Origin of the sequence: Veillonella sp. ZSJB6, assembly GCF_051549505.1 — a bacterium.
Classification (GTDB): domain Bacteria; phylum Bacillota; class Negativicutes; order Veillonellales; family Veillonellaceae; genus Veillonella.
The window spans coordinates 124,839-140,562 of the sequence record NZ_JBPUGE010000002.1 but is presented as its reverse complement, the minus strand read 5'-3'; the positions used below and the strand labels follow the sequence as shown (position 1 = coordinate 140,562).

The window sequence follows — 15,724 nt, the reverse complement described above, 5'->3', positions numbered from 1 at the left end:
TATTACCATATTAATGGCGTTCCTTTCTAGACAAGGAACGCCATTTTTTGTTATACTATCCCTGTCAGGTACATGTGCCTGGCTTTTTTGAGTTGCTCAAAATTCTTGACATCGCTTGCTACGTATGATATATTTCTTTAGTATGTAGTCGAGCGTTTTCGAGTACAAGAGACAGATTAGTAAATAAAAAGCGAGGTGTATCCGGATGCGTAATGCCATTACTTTAGCTTGCACAGATTGCAAACAACGTAACTATCAAACGAACAAGAATAAAAAGAACAATCCTGATCGTATTGAAATGATGAAATATTGCAAATTCTGCGGTAAACATACATTACACCGTGAAACAAAATAATTCTTATCATTCATTACCTGTTGATTTGAGGATGTGAAACAATGGCAAAGTCTAACTCAGCAGTGCAGCAGCGTGGTGGATTTGGAAAATTCTTCCGCGGTGTGAAAGCTGAACTAAAAAAAGTAGTCTGGCCAACAAAAAAAGAACTCATCAATTACACAATAGTAGTATTTTTAGTGACGATTTTCATCGCCTTTATTATTTATGTACTTGATGCAGTCTTTGCCCAACTTTTTAATACGTTGTTGCACTTTGTTGGATAAGGGGGCCATTTCATGGAAGCAGATAAGAAGTGGTATGTAATTCATACCTATTCAGGCTACGAAAATAAAGTTAAAACCACTCTTGAACTTAAAGTTCAGTCTATGGGTCTACAAGATGTGATTAGCCGAATTTTGGTACCTCTTGAAGACGAAATTGACGAAAAAGATGGGGTTAAAAAAGTAGTAAAACGTAAGATATTTCCTGGGTACGTATTGGTTGAAATGGAAGTTAACGACCGTTCTTGGTATGTTGTACGCAACACACCAGGTGTAACAGGCTTCGTTGGCTCTGCCACAAAACCAGTTCCACTTTCTGATTCCGAAGTAGAACATATACTTAAGTCTCAGGGCTTGGATAAGAAACCAAGCATCAACATCGATGTAGAAGTTGGTGAAACGGTACGCATTACGTCCGGGGCCTTTGAAGATAAACTAGGTGTTATTACCGAACTTAACCCTGAAAAAGGAACATTGAAACTTAATGTGGAAATGTTCAACCGAGATACCGAGGTAGAGGTAGAGTTCTCTCAAATTGAGAAAGCTCTTTAATATATATATTATAACTCTAAAAAAGAGCAATCGATTTTGGTTGCCAGTGGGAGGATGTATATCCGTTACCACCACAGTATAAGCATAGGAGGTTTAATTACCCATGGCTAAGAAATTAGTTAAACAAGTAAAACTACAAATTGAAGCCGCTAAAGCTACTCCAGCACCACCAGTTGGTCCTGCACTAGGTCAAGCAGGTGTTAACATCGTTGCTTTCACAAAAGAATTCAACGAACGTACTGCTAAACAAGCTGGCTTAATTATCCCAGTAGTTATTAACGTATATGAAGATCGTAGCTTCGACTTCATCACTAAGACTCCACCAGCTGCAGTATTGTTGAAAAAAGCTGCAGGTATTCCAAAAGGTTCTGGTGTACCTAACCGTGATAAAGTAGCAAAAGTAGGTCGCGATAAAGTTCGTGAAATTGCTGAATTGAAAATGCCTGACTTGAATGCTAATACCGTAGAACAAGGTATGCGCATGGTAGAAGGTACTGCTCGCAGCATGGGCATTGAAATCGTTGACTAATAAGCGTACGACTTGCGCATAAGGCGCAAATCGGTGGGAGGGAATTCCCGTTTGACCACATAAGGAGGATATTATAATGGCAAAAGTAGGTAAGAAATACGCTGAGGCAGTAAAACTTATTGAAGCTGGTAAGTTCTACGAACCAGTAGAAGCAATCGAGTTGGTTAAGAAAACTGCAACTGCAAATTTCGATGAAACAGTTGAAATCGCTTTCAACTTGAATGTCGACCCTAAATACGCTGATCAACAAGTTCGTGGTGCAGTAGTATTGCCTCATGGTACTGGCAAAACTAAACGCGTTCTTGTATTCGCAAAAGGCGACAACATTAAAGCAGCTGAAGAAGCTGGTGCAGATTTCGTAGGTTCTGAAGAGTTAGTAGCTAAAATCCAAGGTGGTTGGAGCGACTTCGACGTTGTAGTTGCTACACCAGACATGATGGGTCAAGTTGGCCGTCTTGGTAAAATTTTGGGTCCTAAAGGCTTGATGCCAAACCCTAAAGTTGGTACAGTAACTCCAGACGTTGCTCGTGCAGTAAACGAAATCAAAGCTGGTAAAATCGAATACCGTACTGATAAAGCAGGTATTGTCTCTTGCTCCATCGGTAAAGCGTCCTTCGATGAAGAAAAATTACTTGACAACTACCGTACAATCGTTGATACTATTATCAAGGCTAAACCTGTAGCAGCTAAAGGTCAATACATTAAATCTGTAACCTTGTCCGCTACAATGGGCCCTGGTGTGCCTTTGAACGTGTTCAAATTGAGCAACGTTACAAAAGAGCAATAATCACATATGTCTCTTAGCTGTAGACGGCTGGTATGTATAATGGATGAAAATCCGCCCGCTGAGGCTGACACTAGATAATCTAGGACTAGTTCGACCTCATCGCGTGCGATGGGGTCGTTTTTACGCTAAGATAGTACATAGAGCACCAAAAAATCTACAAGGAGGTAATCTAATGGCTGTCACTGAACAAAAGAAAGCAATCGTTGCTCAAATGAAAGAAACTCTTTCTGAAGCAAAAGGCGCTGTATTGATTGGTTACACTGGTTTGACTGTTGCGCAAGCAACTGATCTTCGCCGCAAAATGTTGGCTGAAGGCGTTGAATACAAAGTAATCAAAAATACTTTGACTCGCATTGCTGCAAATGAATTGAATCTTGAAGGTTTCGCTGAGCATTTAGAAGGTCCAACTGCATTGGCTACTTCTAAAGAAGATGCTGTTGCACCTGCTCGTGTAATCGAACAATTCATCAAAACTACTGAGAAAGAAGTTGTAACAGTTAAAGCTGGTATCGTTGAAGGCGAAGTTATGGATGCTGCTGGTGTTAAAGCAATTGCAAGTCTTCCAAACCGCGAAGGCATGCTTTCCATGTTGCTTTCCGTATTGCAAGCTCCTGTTCGCAACGTTGCATACGCTGTCAAAGCTGTTGCAGAAGCTCAACCAGCAGAAGCTGCAGAATAATAATTTCTGCGAAGTATTCATTGGTCGCTTAAGACTGATACAATAAACTATTTTATGGAGGAAAACTAAAATGGCATTGAACATTGAAAACATCGTTGCTGAATTGAAAGAAGCAACTATTCTTGAACTTAATGATCTTGTAAAAGCAATTGAAGAAGAATTTGGCGTAACTGCAGCAGCTCCTGTAGCTGTAGCAGCTGCTGGTGGTGCTGAAGGCGGCGCTGCTAAAGATTCCTTCGACGTAATCTTGAAAGATGCTGGCGCATCCAAAATCAACGTAATCAAAGTTGTTCGTGAAGCAACTGGTCTTGGCTTGAAAGAAGCTAAAGCTATCGTTGACGGCGCTCCTGCACCTGTAAAAGAAGGCGTAGCTACTGAAGCAGCTGAAGCTTTGAAAGCTCAATTGGAAGAAGCTGGCGCAACTGTAGAATTGAAATAATTCTAGCCATAATAAAAGGCGTACCCATGGGTACGCCTTTTTTGTTATAGAAATAAAATTTGTAGTTATCTATCAATACCAATTAGCTGATTTTTCTATAATTATTGAATTTTATAAATGCTAGCCGATTTAGTTTTTCCAACTTCTGTTGCTATGTTATTGGTTGGTGAATTAGCAAATTCTTTACTATATTTATTTGGTACAATGATGGTAGCACCTTTTTCATTAGATACCCTTGTATCAAACTCATCTACTGTTATTGTGGGCATCAATGTTTTGCCTGCTGTCCATAGAGGATTATCTGTAGTATGTACAAATACTTGAGTTGGGGTATCTTTTGTATAATATACAATCGATGTATAGTAGGTACCATATATATATGTGTGTTGAGCACTTGACTCAATATATGGCTTGAATTGAAGCCCCGATTGATCAGATAAAATAGGTGTTACAGTTATTGTGATTGCCGTATATAAAATAGTTAAAGGTGTGGCTAAATAGATAGATAATGGTACGTTGCGATTTCTATACCGTTTAACTACTAGTGCAAATAGTACTAGTAATACGAATGCACTAATTAATGGTATAGGATTTAATTCTGGTGTTGCGATGCTGGCTACTAGGAATAAGATTGTATATATGCCTAATGGAATCGTTACAATATATTTAAAACTAGTACTCTTGTTATGGCAGCTAGTTGTGATAGCTTCAGCGCCCCAGATAAGACATGGGATTATTGCTGGTAACGTATAGGTTATATACTTTGTGGCCACTAGTGAATAGAATAATACAATTACTACAAACCAGATGGCGCCGAGAAGATAAAAATTATTTTTCCATGTAATGTTTTTGAGTCGGTAAATAACGGCTGGTGTCCATGGTAATAGAGCAAGAGGGACAATGATTAGGTAATAATACCAAACATTGAATTTTGGATGCTCAGATACAAGTGCTCGCTCCATGTTGTGAAGCCCTAGGAAACCAGATATGAATTCTTGACCGTGAATCGAGTACATAGCGATGTACCATGGACTGGCAAGAACTATAAATAAGAGAATTCCCAAAGGATTAAATAATAATGTAATATCCTTAGCAAGTGAGTAATCATCTTTATCTTTTTGGGTGAAACATCGTGCAGCAATGAATAGTAATAGTATTAATCCAGGAAGAACAATACCAACGGGCCCTTTAGTTACGACCGCTAAGGCTGCTGCCCCATAGGCTTTCACCATGGAATGTTTATCGTTCTTGGTGAAAGCTAGATAAGAATAGCCGAAGATGGCTAGTGAAAAGAAGAATAGGAAGCCGTCTGTTATGACTGCGTGAGAAATGTACCAGAACTGTAAGGCACCAAACAAAAGTATGGCACTCGTAATTGCTATATGCGTGGACTCTTTAATGCGATACACAAGATGGTACATAAGCGCAACACTGCCACCAGCAATAAGTGTATTTGGTATGCGCGATGTAAAGTCAGATATGCCAAATAGTTTATAGCTTATCATAAGCGCCCAATAGGTGAGGGGCGGTTTATCATACCAGACTTGGTCATATATCATGGGTGATATCCATGAGTTATGTTTTAACATTGTAATAGCAGATAATACATAGTTGGACTCAACCGGATCTGTTATGGGTAGATAGGCGTTATAGAAACCGTAACTCAGTACGGTTAATAAAAATAGCGCACCTATGCGCAGCATGTGATTGTTAATCATAATTACTCCTTACTTACATAGTTTATATTATTGTACTATAGGGCGTGTAATAATTAAACCAATGAAAGATAAAGCTTTTAGCAATATGGAAATAGTTACAAAAAAATTATTTATGAAATAATATATTGTATAGAATATTGTTTGTACAGAATACATGAAATGACTTTTATGTATACAAAATACATGCTATAATGAGCGCGTAAGATAAAACCGTTTCATTGAAATACTATTTTGTATAAAAATAGTAGAAAGAGGATTTATTATGAGAAAAGAACATGATTTCTTAGGCGAATTAGAAGTAGCTGATGAATTATATTACGGTGTACAAACAATTCGTGCATTAGAAAACTTCCATATTACAGGAAAACACTTGGACCAAGATTTTATCAAAGCATTGGCAATGGTAAAAAAAGCATCTGCTTTAGCGAATATGAAAACTGGTCGCTTGAATGTATCTATAGGTAAAGCTATTGTACAAGCTGCAGATGAAGTAATTGAAGGTCAATTTGCTGACCAATTCCCTGTTGATCCAATTCAAGGTGGTGCAGGTACTTCTGTAAACATGAATATGAACGAAGTATTGGCTAACCGTGCTTGTGAAATTTTGGGTCATCCAAAAGGAAGCTATGATGTTGTAAGCCCTAACAACCATTGTAATATGGCACAATCTACAAATGATGCTTTCCCAACAGCAATCAAGGTATGTGCAATTTTGAAATCTAAACCTTTACTTGAAGCATTACAACGTCTTGTTGATGAACTTGAGAAAAAGGCTGATGAATATAGCGAAATTTTGAAAATGGGTCGTACTCACTTACAAGATGCGGTGCCAATTACATTAGGCCAAGAAATGGGTGCCTATGCATCTGGTGTTCGCCGCGGTATTAAACGTATTAAATCTGCCGTTGAAGGTGCACATGTAATTAACATGGGTGCTACTGCAGTTGGTACAGGCCTTAATGCGGAACCTAATTATATTCATGATGTAGCATACGAACTTAGTGAAGTAGTAGGCGAACCATTCTACACAGCTGAAAACTTAATTGATGCTACTAACAATACAGATATCTTTGCTGATATCTCCAGTGGTTTGAAAGTAACTGCTCTCGTATTGATTAAAATGGCCAATGACTTCCGCTTGATGGCATCTGGTCCTCGTTGTGGTATTGGGGAATTAAAATTACCAGCTCGTCAACCTGGTTCTTCCATCATGCCAGGCAAGGTTAACCCTGTTATCGCCGAAGTATTGAACCAAGTATGTTACCAAGTTATCGGTAATGACTTAACCATTACATTGGCTGTAGAAAATGGTCAATTCGAATTGAACGTAATGGAACCTGTATTGGCTTATAATTTATTCAATAATCTTTGCTACCTCAAAAACGGCGTAAATACATTTGTTGATAAATTACTCGTGGATCTTGAAGTAGATCGTGAACAATGCGAATACTGGTTGAATCGTTCCGTTGGTATCGTAACAGCATTGTTGCCACATCTTGGATATGAAACAGCATCTTCTCTTGCAAAAGAAGCTTATACTACTGGTCGTGCTATCCGTGATATCATCTTGGAAAAAGGTTTATTGACTGAAGATGAAATCAATCATATCCTTTCTCCTAAAGAAATGACTCGCCCTGGTATTGCTGGTGCTAATCTTTTAAAACAAAAAGGCAACTAACATAGTCAGTTGTTTTAATACATGAATAAAGCATGAAAATGAAAGACTGTCAACCCTTTTGGTTGACAGTCTTTTTTAATACTGATAGAATTATATATTGCAAAAGTAGCGTTTCCTGCTTTTGGATATAAAAACTATAACTTGAATAGTGATGAGGTTTTCTTCCAAGGTTGTGCTTGGTTAATGGAAAGCAAGGTTATTTTTAAAAATGAAATGGGCCTTGCTTTATTTGACGTTATCCGAGCAGGAAAACTGAGACCTGTAAGATGTCTTTTCCGTGCCGTTATAGAAAATGGTAGACCAGTGTGTTTTGATAGGGGTGAAAGCAAATATGTTCAAACCTGAACAGGTAGGCAAACGAACTCGTTATACGTACGCAAAAATTAACGAAGTTATCAAGATGCCGCATTTATTGGACATTCAGCGTAAATCGTATGAGTGGTTCTTGGAGAGTGGTTTACAAAATATTTTCAACGATATTTCTCCGATTAAAGACAATTCAGGTAATCTAGTACTTTCTTTCGAAGGTTTCAGCTTAGGTGAACCTAAGTATGATATTAATGAATGTAAAAACCGTGATGCTACTTACGCAGCACCACTTCGTGTAAATATTCGCTTAGTAAATAATGATCCAGAAAATATGGACATTAAAGAACAAGAAGTATTCATGGGCGATTTCCCATTGATGACTGACACAGGTACTTTCATCATCAATGGTGCAGAACGTGTAATCGTATCCCAATTGGTACGTTCTCCAGGCGTTTACTACAATAAAGAAATCGATACAATGGGTAACCGTTTGTACGATTCCACAGTTATTCCTAACCGTGGCGCATGGATTGAGCTTGAAACTGACGCAAGCGAAGTTGTTGCTGTTCGTATTGACCGTAACCGTAAATTACCAGCTACTGTATTGGTACGTGCATTAGGTTGGGATACTAATGAAAGCATCCTTGACCTCTTCTGGAATGGTAAAACTGATGAAGATGGTTTGCCAGTATATGATGAACGCATTGTTCGTACATTAGAAAAAGATACAACTCAATCTGCTGATGAAGCATTGGTTGAAATCTATAAAAAATTACGTCCAGGCGAGCCTCCTACTGTAGAGTCTGCTCGTAACTTGTTCGATAATTTGTTCTTCGATGCACGCCGTTATGACTTAGCGCGCGTTGGTCGTTACAAATTGAATAAAAAACTTGGCTGGCGTCAACGTATGTTGGGTCAAACATTGGCTCAACCAATCGTAGATCCAGAAACTGGCGAAATCATTCTTGATGCAGGTGTACAAGTTGGAGAAGAACAACTTGATATCGTTGCTAATAGCCACGTATTCGATGGTGAAGGTTTCGCTGAGTTCTACATCGTAAATAACGATGGTGTAGAATCTAAAGTTATCTGTAATAACTGCAACTTGCCATACGATCATCGTACAGTAACACGTGAAGACATGATCGCTAACATCTCTTACTTGCTCAACCTTATGGATGGTGCAGGTCACACAGATGATATCGACCACTTAGGTAACCGTCGTCTTCGCTGCGTAGGTGAATTGTTGCAAAACCAATTCCGTATTGGTTTAACTCGTATGGAACGTGTTGTTCGTGAACGTATGACAATTCAAGAAATCGAATCTATCACGCCTCAAGCGTTGATTAACATTCGCCCTGTAGTGGCAGCAATCAAAGAATTCTTTGGTTCTTCCCAATTGTCTCAGTTCATGGACCAAACAAACCCATTAGCAGAATTGACTCACAAACGTCGTCTATCTGCCCTTGGCCCTGGCGGTTTATCTCGTGAGCGTGCAGGCTTCGAAGTTCGTGACGTGCATCACTCTCACTATGGCCGTATGTGTCCAATCGAAACCCCAGAAGGTCCAAACATCGGTTTGATCAACTCCTTGTCTAACTACGCGAAAGTAAATGAATTTGGTTTCATTGAGGCTCCATACCGTAAAGTAGAAAAAATCTATGGTACAGGTGCCGATGCAGACAAAGTTGTAAAAGTTCGTGTCACTGATTCTGTTGTATATATGACCGCTGATGAAGAAGAAGGCATGACAATTGCCCAAGCGAACTCCCCAATCGATGCTGAAGGTTACTTCACTAATGAACACGTTGCTTGTCGTCGTGGTCATGACGTATTGGAAGTTACACCTGATAAGGTAGACTACATGGACGTTAGTCCAAAAGAAGTTGTATCCATCGGTACAGCTATGATTCCATTCCTTGAAAATGACGATGCTAACCGTGCCTTGATGGGTGCGAACATGCAACGTCAAGCGGTACCACTCTTGCGCGCTCAAGCTCCACTTGTTGGTACAGGTATGGAATATACAGCAGCTACTGACTCCGGCGTTTGCGTACTTGCTCGTGAAGCTGGTAAAGTTGTACGTTGCTGGGGTAATGAAATCCACGTTCTTCGTGATAGCGATGGTCGTGTTGATACATACCGCTTGAATAAATTCCTTCGTTCTAACCAATCCACATGCTTTAACCAAAAACCAATCGTTAATCGTGGCGACCATGTTGTAAAAGGCCAAGTATTGGCTGATGGTCCTGCTACTGATGGCGGTGAATTGGCGTTAGGTTATAACGTTCTTGTAGCGTTCATGCCTTGGGAAGGTTATAACTACGAAGATGCGATCTTGCTTAGTGAAGAACTTTGCAAAGAAGATATCTATACATCCATTCATATTGAAGAGTACGAATGCGATGCGCGTGACACTAAATTAGGTGCCGAAGAAATTACTCGTGAATTACCTAATACTGGTGATGACACACTTAAAAACCTTGATGAAGATGGTATCATCTGCATTGGTGCAGAAGTACACCCTGGCGATATTCTCGTAGGTAAAGCTACACCAAAAGGTGAAACTGAATTAACTCCTGAAGAACGCTTATTACGCGCTATCTTCGGTGATAAAGAACGCGAAGTTCGCGACACATCCTTGCGCGTACCTCATGGCGAATCTGGTAAAGTTGTAGACGTTAAAGTCTTCACTCGTGAAAACGGTGACGAATTACAACCAGGTGTAAATAAACTTGTTCGCGTATACATCGCTCAAAAACGTAAGATTCACGAAGGCGATAAAATGGCGGGCCGTCATGGTAATAAAGGTGTCGTTTCTCGCGTTATGAGAAAAGAAGATATGCCATTCCTTCCAGATGGTACTCCAGTACAAATCGTATTGAACCCATTGGGCGTACCTTCTCGTATGAACATCGGTCAGGTTCTTGAAACTCACTTGGGTTGGGCTGTTCAAGGCTTAGGTATGAAAATCAAAGCTACAGACCTTCACATCCAAAATGTATTGAAAGAAGCTCGTACTGATGCATCTTACTGGGAACAAATCGACGCTATTCGCGGCTTATATGCTGAAATTGAAGAATTAGAAGTAAAAGCTAAAGAAGATGTAACTGTTCCTCATTTTGACATCGATGAAAAAATCATCGACTTGAAATCTCAAATTCTTGGTCATGTAGAGTCTGCAGCGCAAAAGAAACTTGAAGCTCTTGGCGGCGAAGCTCGTTATCAAGAACTTAAAGCTATTGAAGCTAAATACAATGCACTTCATGTAGAATTCTTCGACTCTGAAGAAGATGCTCCAGAAATGGATCCAGCTCTTGTAGAAGAATTAGAAGCCATTAATAAAGTTAAAACTACATTGAACCATATTGAATCTGCTCGTGCTAAACGCGTTGAAATTCGTCATGAACTCGAAGGCCTTGGTTACGATTATGAAACGTATGGCATGCCAAAACCAGATGTAGCTGGTATTCACATTGCTACACCTGTATTTGATGGTGCGCATGAAAAAGACGTATTTGAAACATTAGGCATTGCTGGTCGTTCCGATGATGGTAAAACAGTATTGTACGATGGTCGTACTGGTGAACCTATGGATAACCGTGTAACTGTTGGTTACGTATACATGCTTAAACTCCATCACTTGGTTGATGATAAAATCCATGCTCGTTCCACAGGTCCGTACTCCCTTGTTACACAACAACCATTGGGTGGTAAAGCTCAATTCGGTGGTCAACGTTTCGGGGAAATGGAAGTTTGGGCTCTCGAAGCATATGGCGCAGCTTATACACTTCAAGAGCTATTAACTGTTAAGTCTGACGATGTTGTTGGTCGTGTGAAAGCATACGAAAAAATCGTTAAAGGCGAAAACATCCCTGAACCAGGTGTACCTGAGTCCTTCAAGGTATTGCTCAAAGAACTTCAAAGTATTGGTCTTGATGTAAAAATCTTGAATGAAGATCAAGAAGAAGTTGTTATGAAAGAACTTGATGACGAAGATGAAGTGGTAGAAACTGGCATTGAAGAAGTTATGGAAGGCAGTGCAGTAGAAACTGATGAAGTAACTGTAGTAGAGCCAGAAGTAGAGGAAGAAGCACCTGCTGATAACGGCGGTGAAGACGATATCCTTAGCCAATTGGCGTTCCCAATGGGCGATTCCTCTAACGATGAAGACTAAAACTATCTATAAGGAAGGGAGCGATAGTAGTGCTAGACGTAAATGAATTCGATTCCATGCGAATCGGTTTAGCCTCTCCAGAGCAGATCTTAGCTTGGTCTCATGGGGAAGTTAAGAAACCTGAAACTATTAACTACCGTACGTTGAAGCCAGAACGTGATGGTCTATTCTGCGAACGCATTTTTGGACCAACAAAGGACTGGGAATGTCACTGCGGCAAATATAAACGCATTCGCCATAAAGGCGTAGTCTGTGATAAATGTGGTGTAGAGGTTACACGTGCAAAAGTACGTCGTGAACGTATGGGCCATATCCAATTGGCTACTCCTGTATCTCACATTTGGTACTTTAAAGGTATCCCATCCCGCATGGGCCTCATCCTTGATGTATCTCCACGTTCCTTGGAACGCGTATTATACTTTGCTTCCTACATCGTAGTAGATCCAGCTGGTACTCCATTGGCAAAACGCCAATTGTTGTCCGAGCAAGAGTACCGCGAATATGAAGCTCAATTTAATGAAGACGGTTATACTATCGGTGGTAAATCCGTCGTAATCGAAACAGTAGCTCAACGTAACGAACGTTTGGCTATTGTTCGCGAAGCACAACGCAAAGAGCGCTATAATGCGGCTCTTCGCGATGATGCAACAATCCCAGAAGCAGATAAAGAATACGAAGAATTAACTCGTGAAGAGCGTTATGAATTGGGCGCTGCTGAAGAGGTTCTCTTCGTATGTATCGACATGGGTGCTGAGGCTGTAAAAGCTCTTTTAGCAGAACTTGATCTTGAAGCATTGAATGCTGAATTGCGCGAAGAATTGAACACTGCTAGTGGTCAACGTAAAATCCGTGCAGTTCGTCGTTTAGAAGTAGTAGAAGCATTCCGTCAATCTGGCAACCGCCCAGAATGGATGATCATGGATGTTGTCCCTGTTATCCCACCTGAATTGCGCCCTATGGTTCAATTAGATGGTGGTCGTTTCGCTACATCTGACCTCAATGATTTGTACCGTCGTGTTATCAATCGTAACAACCGTTTGAAACGTTTGTTAGACTTAGGTGCTCCTGATATCATCGTGCGCAACGAAAAACGTATGCTTCAAGAAGCTGTTGACGCATTGATCGATAATGGTCGCCGTGGTCGTCCTGTAACAGGTCCTGGTAACCGTCCATTGAAATCCTTGTCCGATATGCTTAAAGGTAAACAAGGTCGTTTCCGTCAAAACTTGCTTGGTAAACGTGTTGACTACTCCGGTCGTTCCGTTATCGTAGTAGGTCCTGAACTTAAAATGCACCAATGTGGTTTGCCTAAAGAAATGGCATTGGAATTGTTCAAACCTTTCGTTATGAAACGTTTGGTAGAGCGTGGTCAAGCATCCAACATTAAGGCTGCTAAACGCCAAGTAGAAAGAATCGGTCTTGGTGTATGGGAAGCTTTGGAAGAGGTAATCAAAGAACATCCAGTTCTCTTGAACCGTGCCCCTACATTGCATAGACTTGGTATCCAAGCCTTCGAACCAATCCTTTGGGAAGGCCGTGCTATCAAATTGCATCCATTAGTATGTACAGCCTTCAACGCCGACTTTGACGGTGACCAAATGGCATGTCACTTACCATTGTCCGTAGAAGCACAAGCGGAAGCTCGTACATTGATGCTTTCTAGCCATAATATCTTGTCCACTAAGGACGGTAAGCCAGTAGCAGTACCATCTCAAGATATGATCTTGGGTACATACTACTTAACAGTTGTACGTGAAGATACTCGTGATAAAGCAAAAACATTTGCTACTTATGATGAAGTAATGCTTGCATACGAGTCTCATATTATTGGCTTGCAAGATATTCTTTATATCCGTTTACCTGACCATGGCCGTGTAGAAACAACGGCAGGTCGCTTGATCTTCAACAATGCACTATTCCCAGAATTGTGGCAATATGAAAAACGTGAAGATGGCACTTACTCTTTAGGTAAGGTTATGGATAAGAAAACAGTTGGTAAATTGGTTGACCAATGCTTCCAATTGTTTGGCAATGAAAAGACTGCAGAACTCTTGGACCGTATTAAATCCTTGGGTTACTCCTTCGCACGTCGCGCAGGTATGACTGTAGCTATTGCAGATATTAAAGTACCAGAAGTAAAAACTGGCTTGTTAGACACAGCGGAACAAGAAGTAGAAAAAGTATCTCGCTTGTATCGTCGTGGTCTTATTACAGAAGAAGAACGTTACCGTAAAACTATCCAATTGTGGACTCAAGCAACAGAAGATGTTACTGATGCCATGATGGATAATATGGCGCGCGATAAAGATGGCTTCAACCCTGTTTACATGATGGCTATCTCTGGTGCCCGTGGTAACAAGCAACAGATCCGTCAGCTTGCTGGTATGCGTGGCTTGATGGCCGATCCATCTGGTCGTATCATCGACTTGCCAATCAAAGCAAACTTTAAAGAAGGCTTGACTGTATTGGATTACTTTACATCCTCTCATGGTGCTCGTAAAGGTTTGGCCGATACAGCGCTTCGTACAGCTGACTCCGGTTACTTGACTCGTCGTCTTGTTGACGTATCTCAAGACGTTATCGTTCGTGAGGACGATTGTGACGTTGTAGGTATCGATCTCGTTCGTGAACGCGCTCGTTTGGCTACATCTCCACGTCAAGCATTGGAATTGTTGAAAGACAAGCTTATTGGTCGTGTTCTAGATAAAGATGTAGTGAATGTAGAAACAGGGGAACTTGTTGTACCTTCCGAAACTATCTTAGACGAACAATGTTTAGCTGATATTGCTGAATCCGGCGTAACATCTATCGCATTGCGCGGTGTACATTTAGGTTCTGACAGCGATATCAACCATACTAACTTGGTTCAAAAAATTATTCTTGGTGAAAGCGATGACAGCATCCGTGCAACATTAAAAGAAACTATGATTCAAAATATGTTGAACAAAGATACTGTACAAGCAATTGTTGACAGTGAAGGTGTTGAAATCTTCCCTGCTAATACACGCCTCACTGAAGAAGGTATCGAAGCTATTCTTAACTCCGATGTAAAAGAAGTACAAGTACGTAACAACGAAATTCATGGTATTGAAGTGGAAGCAATCGTTGAGGGTACTGGCGTTATTGAACCATTAAAAGATCGTATCGTAGGCCGTATTGCAGCTGAAGAATTAGTTAATAAAGAAACTGGCGAAGTTATCGTTCCTCTTAACGGTGAAATCACAGAACCATTGGCTGATGAAGTTGTAAAACACTACGAAACAGTTAAAATTCGTTCCGTATTGACTTGCCGCAGCCCTTATGGCGTATGTCGCAAGTGCTATGGTCGCGACCTAGGTACAGGTGGTCAAGTTCAAGTTGGTGAAGCTGTAGGTATTATTGCAGCGCAATCCATCGGTGAACCTGGTACTCAGTTGACAATGCGTACATTCCATACAGGTGGTGTCGCAGGTGACGATATCACACAAGGTTTGCCACGTGTCGAAGAATTGTTCGAAGCGCGTAAACCAAAACGTAATGCTATCATCGCAGAAAACGAAGGTACAGTTCGCGTTGTACCTAACGAAGGTAAAAAAGGTACTAATACTATCTTCATCACTGGTGAGGACGGTATTGAACTCGATTACCTCATCCCTTATGGTTCCCGCATTATCGTTAAAGACGGTGATGTTGTATCCTTGGGCGCTCGTTTGACAGAAGGTTCTATCAACCCTCATGACATTATGCGCGTAATGGGTACTGAAGCAACTCAACGTTACCTCGTATACGAAGTACAAAAAGTATATAAATCTCAAGGTGTAGAAATTAACGATAAACATATCGAAGTTATCGTTCGTCAAATGCTTCATAAAGTAAAAGTTGAAACAGCTGGCGATGCTGATATGCTTCCAGGGGATATGGTCGACGTTAATACCTTTGACGAAGAAAACCGTCGTCTTACTCTTAATGGCCGTGAAAATGCTACAGGCAAACGTACATTATTGGGTATTACAAAAGCCGCTTTGGCAACGGATTCCTTCTTGTCTGCAGCGTCCTTCCAAGAAACAACACGTGTTCTTACCGACGCCGCTATTAAAGGTAAAATCGATCCATTATTGGGCTTAAAAGAAAACGTAATCATCGGTAAATTGATCCCTGCTGGTACTGGCATGAGCCGTTACCGTAAGATTGAGGTTGTTAAAAACACACCTGAAATCATCGATATTACAGAAGAAGCTGCTGTAGAAGAATAATCTATTGCA

General features: G+C 40.5%; 11 protein-coding genes. 10 read left to right on the top strand and 1 reads right to left on the bottom strand.

The genetic code is table 11. The annotated features are described in order from the left end of the window. The first annotated feature begins 205 nt into the window (after positions 1 to 205). The 7 genes from rpmG (at position 206) to rplL (ending at position 3,601) form a co-directional block, all read left to right on the top strand. A complete protein-coding gene (gene rpmG, locus ACSV5T_RS03310; protein WP_004693530.1) occupies positions 206 to 355 on the top strand; it encodes a 50S ribosomal protein L33 in 150 nt (49 codons plus the stop codon). 41 nt (positions 356 to 396) lie between these two features. Then, a complete protein-coding gene (gene secE / locus ACSV5T_RS03305) occupies positions 397 to 618 on the top strand; it encodes a preprotein translocase subunit SecE (protein WP_005385468.1) in 222 nt (73 codons plus the stop codon). 12 nt (positions 619 to 630) lie between these two features. After that, positions 631 to 1,167: a transcription termination/antitermination protein NusG gene (nusG, locus tag ACSV5T_RS03300; protein ID WP_005385471.1), complete on the top strand. Its 537-nt coding sequence runs from the start codon at positions 631 to 633 to the stop codon at positions 1,165 to 1,167. 103 nt (positions 1,168 to 1,270) lie between these two features. Further along, positions 1,271 to 1,696 carry a 50S ribosomal protein L11 gene (gene rplK, locus ACSV5T_RS03295; RefSeq protein ID WP_004693535.1) on the top strand — a complete coding sequence of 142 codons (426 nt, stop codon included), beginning with the start codon at positions 1,271 to 1,273 and terminating at the stop codon, positions 1,694 to 1,696. 76 nt (positions 1,697 to 1,772) lie between these two features. Then, a complete protein-coding gene (gene rplA, locus ACSV5T_RS03290; RefSeq protein WP_119207245.1) occupies positions 1,773 to 2,483 on the top strand; it encodes a 50S ribosomal protein L1 in 711 nt (236 codons plus the stop codon). A gap of 172 nt (positions 2,484 to 2,655) precedes the next feature. Beyond that, positions 2,656 to 3,162, top strand: a complete 507-nt coding sequence (gene rplJ / locus ACSV5T_RS03285) for a 50S ribosomal protein L10 (protein WP_105089712.1) — start codon at positions 2,656 to 2,658, stop codon at positions 3,160 to 3,162. Positions 3,163 to 3,232: 70 nt separating this feature from the next. Further along, positions 3,233 to 3,601: a 50S ribosomal protein L7/L12 gene (gene rplL / locus ACSV5T_RS03280; RefSeq protein WP_005385476.1), complete on the top strand. Its 369-nt coding sequence runs from the start codon at positions 3,233 to 3,235 to the stop codon at positions 3,599 to 3,601. Positions 3,602 to 3,702: 101 nt separating this feature from the next. Here the strand turns inward: rplL and ACSV5T_RS03275 are convergent, their stop codons facing one another. Then, complete coding sequence (locus ACSV5T_RS03275) at positions 3,703 to 5,319, bottom strand: ArnT family glycosyltransferase (RefSeq protein WP_438320295.1); 1,617 nt, start codon at positions 5,317 to 5,319, stop codon at positions 3,703 to 3,705. A 262-nt stretch (positions 5,320 to 5,581) separates the two neighbouring features. On the opposite strand from ACSV5T_RS03275, the gene ACSV5T_RS03270 reads away from it, so the two are divergent. From ACSV5T_RS03270 to rpoC, 3 genes are all read left to right on the top strand, one after another. Beyond that, entirely contained in the window at positions 5,582 to 6,997 is a 1,416-nt protein-coding gene (locus ACSV5T_RS03270) for an aspartate ammonia-lyase (protein ID WP_295794366.1), read from the top strand. Positions 6,998 to 7,328: 331 nt separating this feature from the next. Next, positions 7,329 to 11,483 (top strand): DNA-directed RNA polymerase subunit beta, encoded by a 4,155-nt coding sequence (gene rpoB / locus ACSV5T_RS03265; protein ID WP_438320294.1) that lies wholly within the window; start codon positions 7,329 to 7,331, stop codon positions 11,481 to 11,483. Between the two features lie 29 nt (positions 11,484 to 11,512). Next, positions 11,513 to 15,715 carry a DNA-directed RNA polymerase subunit beta' gene (rpoC, locus tag ACSV5T_RS03260; protein ID WP_325192585.1) on the top strand — a complete coding sequence of 1,401 codons (4,203 nt, stop codon included), beginning with the start codon at positions 11,513 to 11,515 and terminating at the stop codon, positions 15,713 to 15,715. Positions 15,716 to 15,724: the final 9 nt, after the last annotated feature.